General features: G+C 49.4%; 7 protein-coding genes. 4 read left to right on the top strand and 3 right to left on the bottom strand.

The features are described from left to right. Window positions 1–89: 89 nt before the first annotated feature. The 3 genes from QT973_RS07920 to QT973_RS07910 all read right to left on the bottom strand — a co-directional run bounded on the left by QT973_RS07920 (window position 90) and on the right by QT973_RS07910 (window position 5,784). The gene (locus tag QT973_RS07920; protein ID WP_333053478.1) at window positions 90–1,352 is read right to left on the bottom strand and encodes an MFS transporter; all 1,263 of its coding nucleotides are present in this window, start codon (window positions 1,350–1,352) and stop codon (window positions 90–92) included. Between the two features lie 209 nt (window positions 1,353–1,561). Then, entirely contained in the window at window positions 1,562–2,743 is a 1,182-nt protein-coding gene (locus QT973_RS07915; protein WP_333391089.1) for a PepSY-associated TM helix domain-containing protein, read from the bottom strand. A 272-nt stretch (window positions 2,744–3,015) separates the two neighbouring features. Then, window positions 3,016–5,784: a TonB-dependent receptor domain-containing protein gene (locus tag QT973_RS07910; protein ID WP_333391087.1), complete on the bottom strand. Its 2,769-nt coding sequence runs from the start codon at window positions 5,782–5,784 to the stop codon at window positions 3,016–3,018. A 551-nt stretch (window positions 5,785–6,335) separates the two neighbouring features. On the opposite strand from QT973_RS07910, the gene QT973_RS07905 reads away from it, so the two are divergent. The 4 genes from QT973_RS07905 to QT973_RS07890 all read left to right on the top strand — a co-directional run bounded on the left by QT973_RS07905 (window position 6,336) and on the right by QT973_RS07890 (window position 23,420). Beyond that, window positions 6,336–6,500, top strand: a complete 165-nt coding sequence (locus tag QT973_RS07905; RefSeq protein WP_333053475.1) for a hypothetical protein — start codon at window positions 6,336–6,338, stop codon at window positions 6,498–6,500. 94 nt (window positions 6,501–6,594) lie between these two features. Next, window positions 6,595–15,372, top strand: a complete 8,778-nt coding sequence (locus QT973_RS07900) for an amino acid adenylation domain-containing protein (RefSeq protein ID WP_333391084.1) — start codon at window positions 6,595–6,597, stop codon at window positions 15,370–15,372. 34 nt (window positions 15,373–15,406) lie between these two features. Continuing rightward, window positions 15,407–20,146 carry an amino acid adenylation domain-containing protein gene (locus tag QT973_RS07895; RefSeq protein ID WP_333391080.1) on the top strand — a complete coding sequence of 1,580 codons (4,740 nt, stop codon included), beginning with the start codon at window positions 15,407–15,409 and terminating at the stop codon, window positions 20,144–20,146. A gap of 1 nt (window position 20,147) precedes the next feature. Continuing rightward, the gene (locus QT973_RS07890) at window positions 20,148–23,420 is read left to right on the top strand and encodes an amino acid adenylation domain-containing protein (protein ID WP_333312723.1); all 3,273 of its coding nucleotides are present in this window, start codon (window positions 20,148–20,150) and stop codon (window positions 23,418–23,420) included. The last annotated feature ends 172 nt before the right edge of the window (window positions 23,421–23,592 follow it).

Raw genomic sequence — 23,592 nt, 5'->3', positions numbered from 1 at the left:
TCACTAACTCGCAGCGGAGTCAGGCTAACCGTCCCTGGATAGGAGAACCTATCCATTTAGGCTAAACGAATCGCACACCGGAAACGATATTATCCATCGCGCAACAGCCGGCAAGCATACCCACCGACGGCAACAAGCAATAAGCCCAGCGAGGAGATAGCGTATAACAAAGCCATGCCAGCACCCGCACCTGTCCCCAGAATTGGGCCAAAAATAGCTGCTAAAAAACCGGACGGTTGCATGGCGGGTTCAAAGACGCGATCGGCAAGTGGCCCTGCGATCAATAAACCGATCGCAGACGCCAATTGCACGATAACTGCTCTGGTAGCAAAAACGCGCCCCTGTACTTCTGGTGCGACTTTCGCCAACCAAATCGCCTCGTTGGAACTGCCGAGGATGGGGAAATTGAAAGACGAACAAAATTGAGCGGGAATCCAGATAGAAAGGGCCTGGCCGAAAGCAAAGACTATTTTACTCAAGCCCGCGCCTGCCATGCCGAGCAGAAAGCCCCGGATTCGGCGTTTGGGGCCGCCCCATATACTGACGATCGATGCTCCTAAAACGCCGCCGGCGCCGGCGGCTGAAAGGATAGTACCGAGGATTCTGGCATTGTTGTCGGTGCGTGCCAGAATCATCGGTGAGTAGAGGGCCGCGCCGATGTCGTGAGCGAACCAGAATAGCGACACGGACACCAGCAAGGCAAGCAGGCTGGGACGATCGACGATGTAGCGGAATCCGAAGCTGAGTTCTTGCCATAGGTGAAAGCGAGTCGCTTGGGGATTGGAAGCGATCGCGGGCTGTGGTATTTTGACAGATACTAGGGTGGCGATCGCGATTGTAAAAGTTGCCAGGTCGATCGTAAAAATCCCGCCGGGCCCGATCGCAGAATAGAGAATCCCCGCCAGTGTCGGAGCAATAATACTCGCGCCGTAATTTGCCAAAAAACTTAAACTGCTAGCGCGGCTGTAATGCTTTTCTGGCATCATTGTGGCGATCGCTGCTGAGTAAGCTAACTGCTGAATTTGGTCAAAAATTCCGTTAATCGCAGCCGCTACATATATATGCCATATTTGCAGGTTTTGGCTGATATAAAGTAATAGGATAGTGAGCGTTAACAGAGCTGAAACCGCATCACCTATCCCCATCAAAAATTTTCGATTCCAGCGATCGACGAGAATGCCAGCAACCGGAGCGAGCAAGATGCGCGGCAATTGAGTAAAAAACATCAACAAAGCCAAAGCTGTCGCTTGACTGGTAGAGTCCCAAATCCAAATAGTCAGCGCAAACGCGGACATAGCGCTGCCAATCATCGAAGCAGTTTGTCCGAGCCATAGTTGAATAAATTTTTGCATGAAATAGGCGATTGATAGAATTTAAAATTCAGAGGATAGGGGTTTTTAGGCAGGAGAATGATATCAAATCCGTTAGCATCGGAATAGTAAATTCGAGTTCACTGTTGACTTTTCACTGTTCACTGTCAACAGTCAACCGTCAACAGTCAACATCATTCCGGTGTAACCGGAGATGATATGCACCCGCATAAAATCCCACGCCGCTCTCATTAAAACCAAGGCCATTGCTGGCTAAGTGGAGATAATTTTTCATATTGCTGTCTCGCCTCCTTACGGTAAAATTTCGCCAAGTGCCGCTGCCGCCACATCAGTACGCCCGTAACAAACAGTACGATCGCTGCTAATCCTGCGATCGTGTGTACAAGTCGCAAGTAAATTCCGCCATAGCTGCCAATATGTAGCGGATAAAGCGAGTTGAGAATTCGATTTGCTACAGAAGCTGAATTTACACTATCAGCCTGTAATATTTCGCCACTGTATTGGTCGAGATAAATGGTGCTAATCCCGTTTGGGTGCGGATCATTGGGAAATTTTTTCCGTACTTTAAAAGTTGCTTCAGGCTTCAAAGGCAGAGAAATAAAAGTAGTTTTAGCTTCCGGCCAAACGGTATTAACTTGGTGTAATATTTCGTCAAGGTTTTGCCTCGAACTGCTAGAGTGGGGATGAGAAGTCAATGCTGGCTGTGGCTTTTCATTCGTTAGCCAATACAGAGTCGATTCAACCGGCGCGTAAAAAATTATCGCTGTCCCTGTAGCGGAGATGAGTATGAGAAAAGCGACCGATACAATGCCCGAAACGTTATGTAAATCAAATACAGTCCGCTGCCAGTGAGCTTTCCAATTAATTGAAAATCCGCGAGCCAAATTGCGCCAACCAGTCCACAATACCAAGCCACTAAAAGTTAGTCCTAGCATTACTATACCGCAAATACCTACAACAAGATGACCGAATTCTCCTCCCGCTAATTCTGCGTGTAACGTAAAAACCAAACCTGTAAAAGTTTCTTTCCCAAGGCGCGCACCCTTAATTTCTCCACTGTAAGGATTGACATAAACGCTAACTACTTCCTCACTCTTTGACAGCATCGAAACTTGGCAAACTTCCTTGGCTGATCGCGGCAGCAAGATACTAAGAGCTTGATTTTGCGGATAAGCTTTTTCGACAATATGCAGGACATTTTCCAGCGGTATTCGTTCGGCTTGAGGAATTACTTGCAGGAGTTGGGGATTGAAGAACCGCTCGATTTCAGGCCCGAAAACCAGCAAGCTGCCCGTTAAAGCAATTACTGCTAGAAATATTCCTACCACCAACCCCAAATACAAGTGCAGTTTGAATGCGAGTTTGCGGAACTTCATCTCGAAATTTTTCTCAAAGCCGTTAACTGTTCTCATTAAGGTAAAACTGATAGTCCGACAGGGAATTCATTCCCTGTCTCAAAGCTAAAGTCCTCGCTATGAGGACTGAGAAAAATACTTTTTAACTCATTAGTCCTCTTGAGAGGACTTTAGCTATTAGACAGGGGTTTCAACCCCTGGCGGACTGGCGGACTAGCGGGTGGCCGCGAGGACTGGCAGACTAACAGCTTAAATTGACACCAATGGGTTCTTGGAGTGTCCCTACGGGGGATATTGAATCTACTTCATAAACCTGCAATCTGCTGTAATTACCAGTTAAGGCGGTAATTAACACTGAGAGTCAAACCTCTGCCTGCATAATTAGCGCTGTCCGATCCAAATCCAGCTAAGTATTGGGAGATCACGGGAAAATATTGATTATTCAATAAATTCTCGACTTTGACTTGTAGCAGCCCCGATCCAATTTTAACCGCGCTGACGTAATCCAGTGTGAGATAGCTGCTAATCGGGCCGCCATCCGAGCCGTCTTTGAAGGCTTGATCGCGATTTCCAGAATATAATAACTGTAACCGATTGTTCCATCCCGGCAAAGTTTCGTTTTGAACATAAGCTGTTAGCTTGAGGGGTGGAATTCTGCTGCTATCGAGGGCGATGTAACGGTTGTCCTCCTCATATTCGCCATGAAGATAGGTAGCAGTCCCGCCGATCGACCATGCTCGTGCAGGTTGCCAATCCACAGTCCCTTCTAAGCCGTAAATGCGTTCTGGGGCGCGGATTAGTTCCAGGCGACCTGTGTTGCCAACTGGTTGAAAACTGATGCCTAGATCGGAGGTATTGTAAAAAGCGGCAAGCGACATTTGCACGGATCGCCACCCTCCTCGAATGCCAATTTCGTAGCTGTTGACTTTTTGCGGTTGAGTTACTTCTAACGAGGATTCAATTCCCACAAAATCGTCGGGGGGTTGGCGGAGAATGCGGCCAAAATCTGGAACTGAGAAACCTTGAGAAAAGTTGCCAAATACGTTGAAGGTGTCATTAATTTTATAGACAGCCCCTGTATTAAATAGGGTGGCGTTAAATTTGCGATCGCCTCCTTCGATCTGGCGATCGTTAAAAGTGGTATAATCATTGACGTTTAACCCGACGCGTTCGTGACGTATCCCCCCACTTAGAATCACGATATCGTCAATATTCCATTCCAATTGACCGAAAAAGCCAAGGCTGTTGTAAGTGTAAGGAGGGACGAAAGGACGCTCGGAAATTTTCCGGTAAACCCTGCCACCACTTGCGTCAACTCTCTCTGGGTCGTACAGGTCGAAACGCTGTTTGCTATCTTCAGTAACATAGTCTGAACCCCAAGTTAATCGAAGATTTTCGGCACTGGATAAAGGAGTGGTGACCGCAAGCCTTCCTCCTATTTGTTCGTTCTCGGCTCGCGAACGAGCAACGCCGACAAACGGGCCAAAGAAATCGGACGTGCGAAAATCAGAGGGAACACTTACATTGGAATTCGTTCGATAGTAAATTTGACTTTGAAGGCTGCTGCCAAAAAGGTTTTGGTTGGTGTAACTGAGGTTGAGCTGTGTACTTCTATTTCCCGGTGTTTCCCCGTCAATATCCAAATCTCCGGTTCGGATGGCGCGGGCTTTTTGCCGTCCTTCCTGGTCGTCAACACTAAAGTCTGGAATCACATTGGGATCTTGAGTTTCCCGATAGTGATTGACAGTTAGTTGCAGCCGCTGGTTGGTGTCCAAATCTACCCCGACTTTGCCCATCACGTTGAAGAGGGTGCTGCTATCTCCGCCGAGTTCAAAATAGGGAATGCGCGAGCCTTTGGCATCGTAAAAAGCTCCACTTCTAGAGAGCGAGACAGTGCCCGTCAGATCGACATTGCCACTTCGGCCAGAAACCGTCTGCTGAGCGTTAAAGCTTAGAGCATCATCCGTGTTTGTTAAACCGCTACTGACGCCCACTTCAGTAACAGCACTTAGCCTTTCCTCAGTTGGCCGACGAGTAATAATATTAACCACGCCACCTGTAGCCTGAGCGCCGTAGATTGCTGTAGACCCCCGCACTACTTCAATGCGTTCGATCGCGCTGGGATCGATGTTTCTAAATTCTCTGCCAAACGATTGAAGATTGGTCGTTTGTGGCACGCCGTCAATCAGAACGGAAACATCCCTACCCCGCAAAGTTTGTCCATAAGTTGTAGTAAGTTGAGTCGGAGGCGCGAAACCGGGAACCTGATTTGCCAGAGCTTCCCCGATATTTCTCGATTGCCCTACCTGCTGCTGAAGTTCTTCGGAGTCTACCACCGTTATAGAGCGTGGCACGTTGGTCACTCTTTCGGCAGTTCGTGTTGCAGTGACGACGATTTCAATCGGGTCTCTCCCCGCCGGTGGTGTCCCAGGTGGCTGCGCTGTAGGCGGCAAGGGTTCTCCGGGTGTTCCAGGTGGCTGCGCTGTCGGCGGCAAGGGTGATCCGGGTGTCCCAGGTGGCTGCGCTGTAGGTGGCAAGGGTTCTCCGGGTGTTCCAGGTGGCTGCGCTGTCGGCGGTAAAGGTTCTGCAGGTATCTCTACCGGCTGCCCTGTCTGTGGGAAGGGTGCTGCAGGTGCCCCCGGCCGCTGTGTTGTAGGAGCAGGTGCCCCCGGGCGAGCCGTCATCTCCGAGGTGGGTTTTAAGCTGAGAATCAGACCCGCAGCATTAGGAATCACCCGTGCCACTGGTTGACCCCTCTCGCCAACGACTTTGATTCGGATGCTGTTGTTATCTAAAGGAGTAACGGTGACAGAAGCAATTCCGGCTGCAGGCTTGTCTTGACGAAACTCATTTCCCCCCGGTAGTCGCAGTTGAGCGGTGATGACATCAGCTTGTAAAGTTTCGCCAAAGCTGGCGCTGAAGACTTGCAGGGGTCTTCCATCTTCAGTATCTAGGATGATTTCAATGCCTTCTGACGTGGGCTTGAGGCGAACGCCCGTCACCTGCGCGATGTTGGAAGCGCACACCGGCCCAGCGACTACCGCCGACACGACTCCTGCCAGCCCAAGGCTATTTAATAATTTCTGCGATCTCTTCATTACTATTTAATCAACAATTAATGGAACTTCGGATATGTGGTTTGCGTTGCTTGCACAACAAAATGTGTGAGTGAGAGCGTTGCTGCTCTTCTCTGGCTCCTAAAACTGACCTGCGGAAGATACGACCTAGTTGTCGGGCGCAGTTCGATCCGATTCTCCCGTCGCTAGCAGCCTTTGTCTGGGAACACAGCAGGCGCGTGAGGGCGAAAGCCTCAGTCCGGTGGCGCTCTGGACGATCGACCACGGTTGGCACCTTCCTCGGTTAAAGGAAGTAGCCACTGGGTGCTTAATGAGAAAGTGCCTTAATTAGATAACAGAGCACTTGCATCTGTCAAGAGTTAACTAATGAAAATTTATTGCAGTTTAAGATAGGGGGTCTCACCCCTCTGTCGAGTTACACGCCACTTGCCTATTATGGTTGTTTGTCAGGGCTAGACAAACGATCGCCTAAAATGCTATGGCAAGAGTTAGAAAATATTGTCATATAGGGAAGGATAGGAGTCAATAAAGTTTTTCAACTACTCTTGACAATAAATATCATCTAGCCTACTATGCTTAAAGTCGATAGCCGTAAAGCCCCTGAAGCTGATATCGAAGCTGGCTCGGACCCAAATCGCCCCGGAGCCATTGCCGAACAGCCCGATCGACAACAAAACGTGAAAAGAAGCGCTAATACACGGATTGAAGACTCAAACGCGCTGATGAGAGACTCGTAACGCCCGAAAGCTATTCACAGAAAGTCTATGTGGAAAGAATTTGGCGGGACTGGTTGGCGTACTGCAAACAAGATTTATTAGGTAAAAAGAATCGATGAGTGACGCAAGAATTGAGGGAAACCAACTCACCGAAAGTTGTACGAATTTAGTAGAACTCCTACAAAACAGAGCGTTACACCAACCAGAGCAGAAATATACATTTCTGTTAGACGGAAAAACTGAAACCGCCAGTTTGACTTATCGAGAGTTAGATGCGATCGCCCGATCGCACGCCGTGCGACTTCAGACATTGGGGCTCAGTGGCGAACGAGCCTTACTGCTTTTCCCGCCAGGATTGGACTATCTCGCCGCCTTTTTTGGATGCTTGTACGCCAAAGTGATCGCGGTTCCCCTCTATCCACCGAAGCTGAAACGGAATTTAGCGAAAATTAGTGCGATCGCCCTAGATGCAGGAGCAACAGTTGCGATCGCACCCGCGCGACACCTGGAAAATTTAGAACAGCTATGCGAACAAGCGCCGGAACTCAAAGGGCTGCGCTGGCTGAGTGCAGAGGCGCTTTCGGATGACGGCGAAAAGTGGAAGCAGCCACCCATCCATCCCGACGAAGTAGCTTATCTTCAGTACACTTCCGGCTCAACCTCCACCCCCAAAGGCGTAATGGTGAGCCACGCCAACGTTTTGTACAACATCGAATACATTCACCGAGGCTTCGATCACGATGCCGAAAGCGTTGCCGTAACGTGGCTTCCCCCCTTTCACGACATGGGGTTAATTGACGGATTGCTCAAACCTTTGTATCTGGGAATTCCCTCTTACTTCATGCCGCCAGCGGCGTTTATTCAGAACCCGATGTGCTGGTTGGAAGCGATTTCGCGTTACAAAGCTACCCACAGCGGCGGGCCAAATTTTGCTTACGACTTGTGTGCTAGCAAAATCAGCAAAATGTTGCTAGCACAATTTGAGGATGATTATTGTGGGGTAGGCGTCGGGCCTGCTGTGAAAATACACCGGACGGGCGGGACGCCCATCCCACAAAACAATCAAAATCATCCCGCTATTATGCAGCGCGAAATTTTGGGCGATGGCCAAAAAATGCTCGACTTGAGTAGTTGGCGCGTGGCCTATAACGGTGCAGAACCCATCCACAAAGAAACCCTAGAGCGATTTACCAAAGCTTTTGAGCCCTGCGGTTTTCAGGCCGATGCCTTTTGTCCTGCTTACGGAATGGCAGAAACTACGCTAAAAATTGCCACGGTTCGCAGCGGGACAACACCGACTTTCTTACCTGTTGACGCTGGGGCGCTGGAAAATAATCACATTGTAGAAGTTGTCGAAGGCGAGGGGGGCGCGAGAACTTTAGTCGGCTGCGGTTTCCCTGAATTTGGCACTAAAGTTGCGATCGTCAATCCCGAAACTCTGACACAATGTCAGCCGCAACAAGTCGGAGAAATTTGGGTAGCTGGCGAAACAGTGGCGCGAGGCTATTGGAATCGCCCAGAAGAGACAGAAAAAACCTTTCAAGCATATCTTTCAGATACCAGCGAAGGGCCATTTTTGCGAACAGGAGATTTAGGCTTTTTACGCGATCGAGAACTGTTTATTACAGGGCGACTCAAAGATTTAATTATCATCCGAGGTCGCAATCTTTACCCCCAAGATATAGAAAGAACAGCAGAACGCAGCCATCCCAGTTTGCGGCCGGGGGCGATCGCGGCATTCTCGGTGGAAGTCGCAGGCGAAGAACAGCTCGTTATCGTGCCAGAATTACAATCTCGCAAAGCGCCGGATAATGCCGAGGAAATTATCAGCGCCATCCGCGAACGCATTGCTCAAGAATATGAAGTGCAAGTTTATGGAGTAGTGCTGATTAAGCCCGGAAGCATTCCGAAAACGACCAGCGGTAAAATTCAACGTCGCGCCGCCTATGCTGACTTTCTAGCTGACAATTTGGAAGTTGTTGCCAGTAGCATTTTAGAGCTAGCTGATTCGGTAGAAATCGACAATCAACTAACGCGAGAAATTCTGCTGACAGCCGAGTTAGAAGAACGGCAGCCGCTGCTTGAGGCTTACCTTTGGCAGCAGGTAAACCGCCGGGGAATTCATTCCCCGGCTAATAGCCAAAGTCGGCTAAAGCCGACTGAAATCGATCGACCTCTCAGTAGCTTTGGACTAGATTCTTTAAGAATTTTTGAGTTAAAAAATCAGATAGAGAGCGACTTTGGCGTTACTGTATCGGTTGCCGATTTGTTTGAAGATAGGAGCATTGCTCGACTGGCAGTGCAAATTCTAGAGCAACTGACAGGAAATACCAAAGCAGTCGCCCCAAGGCCAGTTTCTCGCCTACAAAATATTCCCCTGTCTTTTGCCCAAGAGCGCTTGTGGTTCTTCGACCAATTGGAACCCGGAAACCCGTTTTATAACCTCTGCGGTGCAGTTCAGATCACAGGGCAACTTAATGCAGAAGCACTTAGGAAAAGTATTGAGAAAATTATCGAGCGACACGAGATTTTAAGAACTGCGTTTGCTGGTGTTGAAAAAGAACAGATACAAGTTATTTTTGATGCGAAAAGTTTCCCATTACCGCTGATAGACTTGAGCCATTGCTCCCCTGATGAACGCGAGAAAGAAGCGCAAAAACTGTCTGCGGAAGAAGCACTGTTGCCCTTTGATTTAACTAAACAAAATCTGCTCAGTGCCAAACTTATACGTTTATCTGAAACAGAACATACCCTGCTTTTATCTGCCCACCATATCATTTTTGATGGATGGTCTTTGGGCGTATTTTTACGGGAATTAGCGGCATTTTATGAAGAATTTACTAATAAGAGTTTAGCCGATATTCCACCTCTGCCAATTCAGTATGCAGACTTTGCAACTTGGCAGCGCCAACAAATGCAGGGAGAAATATTAGAAACTCAACTTACTTACTGGAAGCAGCAGTTAAGTGGCAGCGCAGCGGTGCTAAATTTACCAACAGACTTTTCTCGTCCCGCTGTTCAAAGTTACAAGGGAGGTCGGCAATTATTTGAATTGCCAGAGCACTTAACCGAGGCAATTAGGCAATTGAGTCGCCGCGAAAAAACTACTTTCTTTATGACATTGCTGGCGGCATTCAAAACACTGCTTTACCGCTACACGGGCCAAGAAGATATCCTCGTCGGTTCACCAATTGCCAGCCGCAACAGCAGCGAAACCGAATCATTAATTGGATTTTTTGTCAATACTTTAGTTTTGCGGACTGACTTAAATGGAAATCCCACTTTTCGAGAGTTGCTGAGTCGAGTGCGAGAGGTTGCATTAGGCGCTTACGCGCATCAAGATGTACCGTTTGAGAAGTTGGTAGAAGAATTGCAGCCGAATCGAGATTTAAGTCACTCGCCGTTATTTCAGGTGATGTTTGCCTTTCAAAATGCCTCCGAATTCGCCTTAGAATTGCCCGGTTTAAGCCTGAACTGCCAACAGATTCACAGCGGCACAGCCAATTTCGATTTAACCTTGGAATTAGAAGCCACAGCAACGGATATTAGAGGCTGGTTTGAATACAGCTTAGACTTATTTGAATCGGCTACAATTGCGCGAATGGCAGGACACTTTCAGAACTTATTAGAAGGCATCGTGGCGAATCCCTCCGCGCGTCTATCAGATTTGCCCCTGCTTGCAGAAACAGAACGCCAGCAACTTCTATTTGAGTGGAATAACACTGGGATAAATTACTCCCAAAATGAGTGCGTTCACCGTTTGTTTGAAGCGCAGGCTGCGAAAACACCTGATGCGGTTGCGGTGCGGTTTGAATGCCAAAGTTTGACTTACCAAGAATTAAATATTCGCGCGAATCAACTTGCCCATTATTTGCACTCCTTCGGCGTAAAACCAGATGGGATAGTCGGCGTTTATATGGAGCGATCGCTCGATGCGATCGTCGGGATTTTAGGCGTATTAAAAGCAGGCGGCGCTTATTTGCCCCTCGATCCCATCTATGCTAAAGAACGCCTTATTTTCATGTTAGAAGACGCTGGCGTTCAGGTACTGCTAACACAAGCAGAATTAAAAGCAGAAACGCCAGCCCAAAATAATATCTCTGTGATTTGCTTGGATGCAGAATGGCAGACGATCGCTCAACAAAACAAGTCAAATCCTGAAAGCGCCGTTTTGCCAGAAAACCTAGCTTATATCATATATACATCCGGGTCTACCGGCAAGCCAAAAGGAGTGATGGTGCAGCATCAATCTTTGGCGAATTATACCCAAGCTGCAAGTGTCGAATATGGCATCGAACCAGGCGATCGCATTCTCCAATTCGCTTCCCTCAGCTTCGACGCCAGCGCCGAAGAAATCTATCCCTGTTTAACGCGAGGCGCAACATTGGTACTGCGCGGAAATTCCATGTTAGACAGCATTTCTTCCTTCCTGAAAAAATGCCGGGAATGGCAAATCACCGTCTTAGATTTACCAACCGCTTACTGGCGCGAATTAACCGCCAGACTCAGCACCGAAAAAGCAGAATTTCCCCCATCAGTGCGCTTGACAATCATTGGCGGAGAAGCAGCGCTTTCGGCGTCGCTGAATCAGTGGCAAAAGTGCGTTTCAGAAAAAGTACGACTTGTCAATACTTACGGCCCCACAGAAACAACAATTGTCGCCACTTGGTGCGACTTTTCCTCCTCTTGTTCTCTCCCCTCTGCGCCCTCTGCGCCCTCTGCGGTTAAAAACTCCCCAAAAACTTTGCCGATCGGACGCCCAATTCCAAATGCCCGCACCTATGTACTCGATGCTAACTTGCAACCAGTTCCGATCGCAGTCCCCGGCGAACTATATATCGGAGGTGCGGGCGTTTCCAGAGGCTATCTCAACCGTTCAGAGTTGAATCGAGAAAAATTTATTCCCGATCCTTTTAGCAGCAAACAAGGCGTTCGCCTTTACAAAACAGGCGATTTAGTCCGCTATCTCCCCGACGGCAATTTAGAATTTCTCGATCGCACAGATCGCCAAGTAAAAATTCGCGGTTTCCGCATAGAGTTAGGAGAAATCGAATCCACACTCAGCCAACATCCAGACGTGCAAGAAGCAGTCATTCTCGCACGTGACGAAGATTCAGGCGGAAAGCGTTTAGTTGCTTACCTCGTTTTAAACTCAGCACTCAGCATTGGCAACTCCGCACTGATTAAAAATCTGCGCTCTTTTCTCCGGGAACAACTGCCAGATTATATGGTTCCTGCCAGTTTTGTGTTTTTAGAAGCCATGCCATTAACGCCAAACGGCAAGGTAGATTTCAAAGCTTTTCCCGCACCGGAAACCAACAGTTTAGATGCAGATTTTATCGCTCCTGAGACTTTAGAAGAACAAGTATTAGCGGAGATTTGGGCTGAGGTTCTGGGTTTAAAACAGGTGGGAATTAATGACAATTTCTTTGAGTTGGGAGGTCACTCTTTGCTGGCAACTCAACTGATTGCCAAGGTGCGCGATCGCTTTCAAGTCGAGCTATCGTTGCGCTGCTTGTTTCAATCCCCCACAGTCGCTAGTCTAGCAGCGACGATCGCGGAAACTAAAAGCGAGCCAGATCGACAACCTATTAAATTACTGCCGACAATCGCCCCCGATCCTCAAAATCGCTACAAACCATTTCCGCTCAATGAAATGCAGCAGGCTTACTGGATCGGGAGAAATAGCTTCTTTGAAATGGGCAATGTGGCCATTCACGGCTATGTAGAAATTGAAAGCGACTCGTTAGATTTAGAGCGGTTTAGCCTCGCGTGGCAGCGAGTTGTACAGCGTCACGATATGCTGCGGGCGATCGTACTTCCGAATGGACAGCAGCAAATTCTGGAAAACGTACCCGCTTATAAAATTGAGGTTTTGGATTTGCGATCGATCGATCCAGAGGTTGCGGGCGAAAAACTCGAAGCAATTCGCGATCGCCTTTCCCACCAAGTGCTACCGCTCGATCGCTGGCCGCTGTTCGAGATTTGCGCTTCGCAAATAAACAATCGCCGCATCCGGCTCCACATCAGCATTGACGCCTTGTGCATAGATGGCTGGAGTTTTCAAATTTTGTTTGGTGATTTGGTCAAGTTTTACCGCAATCCTAATACTGCGATCGCGCCCTTGCAACTGTCTTTTCGCGATTGCGTGTTAGCCGCGATTGCCTTAGAAAACTCCCCATTTTACCAGCAATCCTTAGATTACTGGCGCAATCGCCTCAAAACCCTGCCACCAGCGCCGGAATTGCCCCTCGCCAAACACCCGAATTCCTTAACGCAGCCGCGATTTAAACGCTGGAGCGATCGCTTAGATTTCTCAACTTGGGAGCGCCTCAAAACGCGCACAGCTCGCGCCAGCCTCACTCCTACGGGTTTATTGCTCGCCGCCTATGCGGAGGTTCTGTCTCTGTGGAGCAAAACGCCTCGGTTTACCCTCAACGTGCCGCGCTTTAATCGCCTTCCTCTGCATCCTCAAATTGAGGAAATTATCGGAGAATTTGCCTCATTTACTCTGCTAGAAATAGATAACTCAAAGCAAGAAAGTTTTGAAGTACGAGCCAAGCGATTGCAAGAACAGCTTTGGCAAGATTTAGAACACCAATATGTCAGCGGCGTGCGCGTTTTGCGAGAACTCGCTCAAGCGCAAGGTACAACTGCAGCGCTGATGCCAGTCGTGTTTACGATCGATCCGCAAAACGCGCATGGGGAAGATTCTTCTATCTTTTCTCTGATTCAAGAATTGGGAGAACTGGTGCACATTATCGGTCAAACTCCGCAAGTTTGGATAGACGCGCAATTTACCGAAACTGCTGAGGGGCTTTCTTTTAGCTGGGATGCAGTGGAAGAACTTTTCCCGCCAGGGATGATTGACGAGATGTTTGACGCCTATTGCCGCTTGTTGCAACGCCTCGCTAACGAGGAGGAAACTTGGCAGGAAACCGTGTCGTTTCAGCAAGCTTTTGCTAACAGCATTGAAGCACCCATTCCCGATGGATTGCTGCACGAATTGTTTGCTGAGAAAGTCGCCTTGCGATCGCACGAACCAGCCATCATTACGCGCGATCGTACCCTCACTTACGAGGAACTATATCGGCGATCGAATCAAGTCGGTCATCGCTTGCGAAAGCTGGGAGCTCGCCCTAACCAGTTGGTTGCCGTTGTCATGGAGAAAGGATGGGAGCAAATCGCCGCTGTCTTGGGAATTCTAGCCTCTGGAGCCGCTTATTTGCCTATCGATGCGGCGCTGCCCAAAGAGCGGCTTTGGTATTTATTGGAAAATGGTGAAGTTGAGATTGTTTTGACGCAATCTCAGTTAAATCAGCGATTGGAATGGCCGGAAAATGTGCGGCGAATTTGTCTTGATACTGAGGAATTAGCAACAGAAAGCGGCGAAGCTTTGGAATCAGTGCAGGAAGCGGAAGATTTAGCGTATGTGATTTATACTTCCGGCTCAACTGGCTTGCCGAAAGGCGTGGCGATCGCCCATCGCGGTGCAGTCAATGCGATCGCTCAGACCAACCAAGTGTTTAATGTGGCCGAGTGCGATCGCGCGATCTCCGTCACCGCACTGCACCACGATATGTCGGTTTACGATATCTTCGGCATCCTAGCAGCCGGAGGAGCGATCGTCATTCCCGATGCCGCCCAACGGCTAGACCCCGCTCACTGGGCGCAATTGATGGTAAAAGAGCGCGTCACCATTTGGAACTCGGTTCCCCCGATGATGGAAATGCTGCTCGATTACGCTGGCGGACGTTCTGAAGTGTTGCCAGAGTGCTTGCGCTGGGCGTTTCTCGGCGGAGATTGGATTCCAGTCACACTGCCTCAGAGGTTAAGGGCGATCGTCCGTGAATGTCGCGTTGTCAGCGTTGGCGGGCCAACCGAAACTACCCTTTGGAACATCTGGTATCCGGTAGAAACTGTTGACCCTTCTTGGAAAAGCATTCCCTACGGATCGCCGATCGCCAATACACGCTATTACATTTTGAATGAAAGGCTCGAAGACTGTCCCGTCTGGGTTGCCGGCGAGATGTGCTGTGCCGGAGTTGGACTGACAAAAGGATACTGGCGGAATGAAGAAAAAACCCGCGCCAGTTGCCTCACGCACCCCGTCACGGGCGAGCGCTTGTACCGAACGGGAGATTTAGGGCGCTTCCTTCCTGACGGGAATATCGAATTTTTAGGGCGAGAAGACTTCCGCCTTAAAATTCGAGGATTCCGCATCGAAGCCGGAGAAATTGAAGCTGCTTTGAACGAGCACCGGGCAGTGCGATCGTGTGTAGTAACGGCATTCGGGGAAGATCGCAGTCAGAAACGGTTAGTGGCGTATGTGGTTCCCCAACAAAATGCAGCGCCAGAAACTTGCGAATTGCGACAATTCCTGAGTGAAAAACTGCCCGAATATATGCTGCCATCTGCATTTGTCATGCTGGAATCGCTGCCGCTATCTGCCAATGGCAAAGTCGATCGCAAAGCTCTGCCCGCACCGGATGCCGCCTTCCTTCCGAAAACCTTTGTCGCGCCTAACACCCCGGTTGAAAAAGTTCTCGCAGGCATCTGGGCTGAAATACTCGGAGTGGAAAAAATCGGCCTTCACGACAACTTTTTCATCGATTTAGGAGGGCACTCCCTACTAGCCACGCAAATCATCTCAGCCGTGCGCGACACCTTCGGGGTAGATGTCCCCATGCGCTCTTTCTTCGAGTCGCCCACGGCATCCGAGCAAGCCGCGGCCCTGGTGGAAAATCCCGCGCAGCGAGAGAAAGTTGAAAATACCGCTCAATTGCTGCTGAGTCTTGCGGAACTTTCCGATGAAGAAGTAGAGCGAATGCTAGCCGAGAAAATTTCTCTCCCCGATCGGGAATTGACGATCTCCGCTTTTTCTAGTTATTAATCCCAGAAATTAAGCCAAAACAAACAAAAGCCCAATGAGCTATTTGAAACTATCTGCAAAAAAACGCGCATTGCTGGAAGTGATGCTGCGAGAAAAGGGGGTAGAATCCTCAAGCGATCGCAGAATTCCTAGAAGGAAAGAAGGCGACTCGATCCCCTTGTCTTTCGCCCAGCAACGGCTGTGGTTTTTCGACCAATTCGAGGCTGGAAAATCTTTCTACAATCTCCCAGGCGCTATCCGGCTCAAAGGCAAATTAAATGTGGCTGTGTTGGAGCAAACTTTCAACGAAATCGTCAACCGGCACGAAGCTTTGCGATCGACCTTTACTGAGGTTCAGGGACAGCCCGTTCAAGTTATTGCTCCCCCTGTTTCTCGCCTGCTGCTGCCAGTAATAGACCTGCGAGAAGTGCCCCAGAGCGATCGAGAGGCAGCCGTAAAGCAGCTATCTGCAAAGGAAGCGCAACAGCCCTTTGACTTAGAACGAGGCCCCTTGCTGGGAACCTCTTTGCTACAGCTTAGCGAAGAAGAATACGTCCTGCTGCTGACGATGCACCACATCGTTTCAGATGGCTGGTCGATCGGAGTGCTGGCGCGGGAACTGGCGGCAATTTACGAAGCCTTATCCGCCGGAAACCAACCCCAGCTTCCAGAGCTTCCCGTGCAGTATGCCGACTTTGCGATCTGGCAGCGCAACTGGCTCTGGGGCGAAGTGCTGCAAACTCAGCTTGCGTACTGGAAGCAACAGTTGGAGGGAGCGCCTCCGTTGCTGGAACTGCCTGCCGATCGACCCCGACCTCCAATTCAGACATCAAACGGCGCAACCCAGTCGCTATTGCTGTCTCAGGAGCTGACAGCCGCCCTCAAAAACCTCAGCCAGGGGGAGGACGTTACCCTGTTTATGACGCTGCTGGCGGCCTTTAAAGCGCTGCTTTACCGCTATACAGGGCGGACAGACTTGCTAGTCGGCTCGCCGATCGCCAACCGCAACCGCGCGGAAATTGAAGGGCTCATTGGCGTATTCGTCAATACGCTGGTGTTGCGAACTGACGTTTCCGGCGATCCTACTTTTCGAGAATTGCTTCAACGCGTGCGCGAGGTGACTTTGGGAGCCTACGCGCACCAAGACTTGCCCTTTGAGAAACTGGTTGAGGAACTGCAACCCGATCGCAGTCTGAGTTATAACCCGGTATTTCAGGTTATGTTCCAGTTGCAAAATAACCCCATGCCGCCCTTGGATCTGCCCGGATTGACTTTAAGTCTGCTCGATGTCGAAACGAATACGACGCAGTTTGATTTGAGCTTGGATTTAGAAGAATTGGGGGAAAGGCTGCAAGCCTCAGTGGAATACAGCACGGATTTGTTCGATCGCGCCACCATTACCCGGATGCTCGGACACCTGCAAACCTTGTTGGAAGGTATCGTCCCTAATCCAGAGCAGCGCCTCTGGAGCTTGCCCCTGCTGACTGCTGTCGAAAAGCAGCAATTGCTGGAGTGGAATAATACTTTTGCCCAGTATCCCCAGGATAAGTGCATCCATCAGTTATTTGAGGAGGCTGTCTCGCGATCGCCTGACGCTGTGGCAGTGGTGTTTGAAGGAGAAGAACTCAGCTATAGGGAACTGAACGCCAGAGCAAACCAGTTGGCGCGCCACCTGCGCTCTCTGGGAGTGGAGCCAGAAGTGCTGGTGGGAATTTGCGTCGAGCGATCGCCCTTGATGGTAATCGGCTTGTTGGGCGTCCTCAAAGCGGGCGGTGCTTACGTCCCACTCGATCCAAACTATCCTAAAGAGCGCTTGGCTTTCATGCTAGAAGACTCTTCAGTGCAGGTGCTGCTGGCGCAAGAAAAGCTGCTCGAAAAACTTCCCCCACACTCGGCGCGTGTTGTCTGCTTGGACTCGGGCTGGGAAGAAATTGCTTTTTACAGCTCAGAAAACCCTCGCAGCGGCGTAAAGCCAGAAAACCTGGCCTACGTTATCTACACGTCAGGCTCTACAGGAAAACCCAAAGGCGTTTTAATCGAACATCGATCGCTAGTCAATTACACGACGGCTGCGATCGCTGAATATGGAATAGAAAAGCGCGATCGCGTTTTGCAGTTTGCCTCTATTAGTTTCGATGCCAGTGCCGAAGAAATGTACCCCTGCCTGACTTCGGGCGCAACACTCGTATTGCGTACTGATTCCATGCTGGATTCAGCGGGTGTATTTTGGGAAAAGTGCAGGACTTGGAAGTTAACTGTTCTGAGTTTGCCGACAGCCTACTGGCACGAACTGACAGCCTTATTGAGCCAAGAAACCTTGGTACTTGCCCCGTCATTACGCTTGACAATCATTGGCGGAGAAAAAGCGCTCCCCGAACGATTGAAAACTTGGATTGAGCGTGTAGGGCAACAAGTACGTCTGGTGAATACTTACGGCCCTACAGAAGCCACTGTGGTGGCAACGATATGCGAATTATCGGCAGCCGACGCCACATTGAGGGAGTTGCCGATCGGGCGCCCTATTGGCAATGTCCAAACCTACATCCTAGATTGTAACGGGCAGCCTGTACCCACTGGCATTCCGGGCGAGTTGCACGTCGGCGGCGCTGGTTTGGCACGGGGATACCTCAACCGTCCCGAGCTGACGGCAGAAAAATTTATCCCCAGCCCCTTTAGCAATGAACCTGGTTCGCGCCTCTACAAAACTGGAGACTTAACTCGTTATCGACCTGATGGCAACATCGAATATGTCAGTCGCATTGACAATCAGGTGAAAATTCGCGGGTTCCGCATTGAGCTGGCAGAGATTGAGGCGGCACTCTCCCAGCATCCGGCAGTGCTCGAAAGTGCGGTTTTGGTGTGGTTCGAGGCAAACGCTCGCAAGCGTCTCGTCGCTTACCTCGTCCCCGACGCCCGCCTAGGGGCGGGCACGGGGGCACCGCCCCTACAGTTATCTTCTAGCGAGCTGCGTCAGTTCTTGCAAGAACGCTTGCCAGAGTATATGGTGCCGTCTGCCTTCGTCCTGCTGGAATCGCTGCCTTTAACAAACAACGGCAAAGTCGATCGCAAAGCCCTTCCCGCACCCGATCGCGATCGGCCAGAACTCGAAGAGGCATTCGCCACGCCAAGCACAGCTATTGAGAAAATCCTGGCAGAAATTTGGGCGCAAGTATTGGGGTTAGAACAAGTAGGAATTGACGACAATTTCTTTGAATTGGGCGGCGATTCTATCCTCAGCATTCAAGTAATTTCTCAAGCCAATCGAGCGGGGTTGCGACTCACTCCAAAACAACTGTTTCAACACCAAACCATTGCACAGTTAGCAGCCGTCGCCGATACAACTGGAACCCAACAATTGGAACAGGGATTAATCATTGGCGACGTTCCTCTGACACCAATTCAGCACTGGTTTTTTGAGCAAAATCTCTCCGATCCACACCACTGGAATCAGGCGGTGCTTTTCGAGTTGCGACAACCTCTCGAACCTGCATTAATTGAGTCGGTTTTGCAAGAATTGCTGAAGCACCACGACGCGCTGCGCCTGCGTTTTGTGCGAGGAGAATCTGGCTGGCTGCAGAATCTCGCCAATCCCGACGAGGTTGCTGCGTTTACCTGCATTGATTTGTCGTCGCTACCTCCAGAGGAACAAGAAGCCGCTTTCCAAACCGCCGCCACTCAGTTGCAAGCCAGTTTGAATTTGTCAGAGGGGCCATTACTTCGCGCTGCCCTATTTGACATGGGCAAACATCAGCCAAATCGCTTGTTATTAGCCATTCATCACTTAGCGGTTGATGGGGTTTCCTGGCGAATTTTAATTGAGGATTTCCAGACAGCTTACGGGCAGATTAGCCGCGACGAAACAGTGGCGCTACCGCCCAAAACAACCTCCTTTAAGCAGTGGGCAGAACGCTTGCATGAGTGGGCGCGATCGCCCGAATTGCAGGCAGAGTTCGATTACTGGTTCGCCCTTTCTCACCAACCAACTTCTCGCTTGCCGGTGGATTTCCCAACCGCAGCTAATTTAGTTGCATCTGAAAAGACAGTATCCGTTGCTTTGAGTGTTGAAGAAACAAAACTGCTCTTACAAGAAGTACCTGCCGCTTACCGCACTCAAATTAATGATGTATTGCTAACTGCTTTAGGTCAAGCATTTGAACGCTGGACTGGCAATAACTCACTTTTACTTGACTTAGAAGGTCACGGGCGCGAAGATATATTTGAGGGAGTAGATTTGTCGCGCACAATCGGCTGGTTCACATCTGTTTTTCCCGTCCTGTTGAATTTAAAAAAACCTGCCGATCTAGGAGCAGCAATTAAATCAGTGAAAGAGCAATTACGCGCCGTGCCTAATCGCGGCGTTGGTTGCGGTGTCCTAGAATATTTAAACCCAGAAAATGTAAAGAATTTGCACAAATTGCCGCAAGCTGAGGTAAGCTTTAACTATCTCGGACAGTTTGACCAAGTGCTGCCGAAATCTTCATTATTTATGCTGTCATCCGAGCCTGTTGGCCCCCTTCGCAGCCCGCGCGGAAATCGGCGTTACCTGCTGGAAATTAACGGATTTGTTGCCAGCAACAAGCTGCAATTAGATTGGACGTACAGCGAAAGCATTCACCGACGAGAAAGCATTGAAAATTTAGCAACCGGCTTTATAGAATCACTGCGATCGCTAATTCAATACTGTCAGTCCCCCGACGCAGGCGGCTGCACTCCTTCTGACTTTGCAGAGTTTAAGTGGAGTCAGTGGGGCCAGGACGATTTAGACAACATTACTGCAATTTTGGGAGAGCTGTAAGATGAGCAAAGGCAATATCGAAGATTTTTATCCCCTCTCCCCAGCGCAGCAGGGCATTCTCTTTCATTCCCTTTACCAGCCAGAATCGGGCGTATATTTCGGGCAACTGCTGTGCGTCTTGCGCGGCGATCTCAATGTTTCTGCGTTGAGAAATAGTTGGCAAAAAGTTGTAGAGCGACATCCCATTTTGCGGACTTGTTTCCTGTGGGAAAAATTGAAAGAACCCGTGCAAGCGGTGCGTAAGCAGGCTGCATTATCTTGGCAGCAGATGGACTGGCGATCGCTCTCGGCCTCCGAACAACAACAGCAGCTAGAAACGTTCCTAAAAGCCGATCGCGAGCAGGGCTTTGACTTGAAATCAGCTCCCTTGATTCGCATTACACTGGCGCAGTTAGAAACAGATAGTTTTCAGTTTATTTTGAGCCACCACCACTTGGTTTTAGATGGGTGGTCGCTGGCGATCGTGCTTGAGGAAGTTTTTGCATTTTATCAAGCCTTCTCCCAGGGCGAGGAATTGCACCTCAAACGCCCTCGCCCTTATCGGGATTACATCGCGTGGCTGCACCAGCAAGATTTATCTGCGGCGGAGTCATTTTGGCGGCAAACTCTCAAAGGTTTTGCAGCTCCAACTGCGATCGGCCGGGGCAATATTGTCGCGGGAAACCGTTTAGAAAGTAGTGGCGAACAGCAGGTGATATTTTCTGCAACAGCCACCGCCGCACTGCAATCTGCCGCGCGACAGCATCAGCTAACATTAAATACCCTCGTACAGGCAGCTTGGGCGCTACTTTTGAGCCGATACAGCGGCGAGGAAGATGTGGTTTTTGGTACGGTTGTCTCCGGGCGACCGCCAGAGTTAATGGGTGCTGAATCGGTAGTGGGGCTGTTCGTAAATCCTCTGCCAGTGCGCGTAAAAATTGACCCACAGGATTCTATTTTATCCTGCTTGAAAGAACTCCAAGCGCAACAAGTTGAGGCGCGACAATATGAGTACAGCCCCCTCGTTGAGGTGCAGGGGTGGAGCGAAGTTCCTCGGAGTTTACCTCTATTTGAGAGTTTTGTCGTTTTTGAAAATTATCCTTCGGATGCTTCTTTGCAGGAGAAGATTCAAAACTTAAAAGTAGAGAATATTCGCTCCTGGGAAACAACGAATTATCCTCTAACCGTGATGGCAATGCCCGGTGCCCAATTGACGCTAAAAATTGGTTACAGTAGCAGCCTCTTTGAAGACGCTGCTATCGCGCGAATGCTCGGACACCTGCACACTTTACTGGAGGAAATGACTGCCAATCCTGAGCGGAAACTGTCAGAATTGTCCCTATTGAGCGCCGCCGAACGCCAGCAATTACTTGTCCCGTGGAACGACACCCAAGCGGATTATCCCAGAAATTCCTCAATTCACGAATTATTTGCCGCGCAAACAGAGCGAACCCCAGATGCAGTGGCTGCAATTTGCGAAAATGAACAATTGACTTACCGCGAATTGAATGCCAAAGCCAATCAAATCGCGCATTACCTGCAATCTCTAGGCGTAAAACCCGAAGTTTTGGTGGGAATTTGCTTAGAGCGATCGCTGTCGATGCTGGTGGCCATTTTGGGCATTTTAAAAGTCGGTGCCGCTTACGTTCCTCTCGATCCTGCTTATCCCCAAGAACGCCGATCGTTCATGCTGGCCGACGCAAAAGTTCCGGTGCTTTTGACTCAAAAAAACCTCCTAGAAACCCTCCCCGAACACAGCGCTAAAGTCGTCTGTATCGACGCCGAATGGCAGGAAATTTGCCGCGAGATCGATCGCAACCCCGCTGTTAAAGTGGAAGCTGAAAACCTCGCTTACGTCCTCTACACTTCCGGCTCGACAGGCACTCCCAAAGGCGTACTCGGCACCCACCGAGGCACAGTCAATCGCTGTTTTTGGAACCCCTACCCTTTTATCGAATCTGATATTTGCTGTCAAAAAACGTCCTTAAATTTTGTCGATTCGGTTTGGGAAATCTTTGCTCCTTTGCTGCATGGGTTGCCCACTGTCATTATTCGCGATCGCTCCGTCAAAGATATTAACCAATTCCTTCAAACCTTATCAAAGCAAAAAGTAACCCGACTGGTGCTGGTTCCTTCTTTGTTGCGCGCTATCTTAGATGCTTTCCCTGATTTAGACAGGCGTTTGCCTCAATTAAAGTATTGGATTTGCAGCGGAGAAACTCTGCCGATCGAACTTTGCCAGCAATTTCGAGAGCAGATGCCCCAGCGGGTATTAATCAATCTTTATGGCTCTTCTGAAGTAGCTGCGGACGTGACGTGGTACGATGCAACTCACTGTGTCGAAAAAGTGCCAATTGGTCGCCCGATCGCCAACACGCAAATTTATCTGCTCGATCGCAATTTGCAACCCGTTCCGATAGGAGTTCCCGGCGAGATTTACGTCGGGGGCGATGGATTGGCAAAAGGCTACTTAAACCGCCCCGACTTAACCTCGGAAAAATTCATTTCTAACCCGTTTGGGCAAGAAAAATTAGATTTTGTCGGTAATTATCATCAAAAACTTTTGTTCAAAACAGGCGATATCGGTTGTTACCTGCCGGATGGTAATATAGAATTTCTGGGTCGGGGCGATTCCCAAGTAAAAATTCGCGGTTTCCGCATCGAACTCGGAGAAATAGAGGCAGCACTTTCTCAACATTATTCTGTGTCCACCGCTGCTGTTTTGCTTCAGGAAAATGCACCGGGCAGTCAACGCCTAGTCGCTTACCTAGTTCCTAACTCAGGGTTCAGAAATCAGCACCCAGAACTTATTTCCGAACTGCGTTCATTCTTGAAGCAAAAACTGCCCGATTACATGGTGCCTTCAGCTTTTATGCTATTAGATGCGCTGCCACTAACGCCCAACGGAAAAATTGACCGTCTCGCCTTATCTCAAAGGTGCGATTACGTTTCTGATGAAACAGCATTCACTGAGCCAAAAACGCCCACAGAGAAAGAAATTGCTGAGATTTGGACTGCTATTTTAGGGATAGAAAAAGTAGGAATTAACCAAAACTTTTTTGACCTCGGCGGTCACTCTCTGATGGCAACACAGTTAATATCGCGAGTGCGATCGTGCTTTGGGGTAGAGTTAGCACTGTGCGATTTTTTTGCTGCTCCCACCATTCAGAATTTAGCTGAACTAATCGAGGAAGAAATTCTGGCAAACGCCGATGCTAACCAGATAGATGAATTGCTCGATCTCTTAGAAAAAGTGGATGAAGAGTCAGCACAAACTGTGATGGTGGCTGAGTAAATATCGGGTGGGTCAAAAAACACAAAAAGCCCTTTGCTCCTTAAGGGTTCGGTGGGTAATTGGAGATTTAAAAATCCCATTTAATATCCATTCCGGTTGTATCGGAATGATTAAACCGCAGAGGACACAGAGGATACAGAGAAAGGGAAGAGAGAGATGAATAATTCCGATG

Source organism: Microcoleus sp. Z1_A1 (genome assembly GCF_036700305.1).
GTDB lineage: Bacteria > Cyanobacteriota > Cyanobacteriia > Cyanobacteriales > Microcoleaceae > Microcoleus.
This window is presented reverse-complemented; position numbering and strand designations above follow the sequence as displayed.

What these genes read in the sequence shown, in the direction of transcription:
- QT973_RS07910 (WP_333391087.1), bottom strand. Translation starts at nt 5,784, where the DNA reads ATGAAGAGATCGCAGAAATTATTAAATAGCCTTGGGCTGGCAGGAGTC.
- QT973_RS07890 (WP_333312723.1), top strand. Translation starts at nt 20,148, where the DNA reads ATGAGCAAAGGCAATATCGAAGATTTTTATCCCCTCTCCCCAGCGCAG.
- QT973_RS07895 (WP_333391080.1), top strand. Translation starts at nt 15,407, where the DNA reads ATGAGCTATTTGAAACTATCTGCAAAAAAACGCGCATTGCTGGAAGTG.
- QT973_RS07905 (WP_333053475.1), top strand. Translation starts at nt 6,336, where the DNA reads ATGCTTAAAGTCGATAGCCGTAAAGCCCCTGAAGCTGATATCGAAGCT.
- QT973_RS07915 (WP_333391089.1), bottom strand. Translation starts at nt 2,743, where the DNA reads ATGAGAACAGTTAACGGCTTTGAGAAAAATTTCGAGATGAAGTTCCGC.
- QT973_RS07920 (WP_333053478.1), bottom strand. Translation starts at nt 1,352, where the DNA reads ATGCAAAAATTTATTCAACTATGGCTCGGACAAACTGCTTCGATGATT.
- QT973_RS07900 (WP_333391084.1), top strand. Translation starts at nt 6,595, where the DNA reads ATGAGTGACGCAAGAATTGAGGGAAACCAACTCACCGAAAGTTGTACG.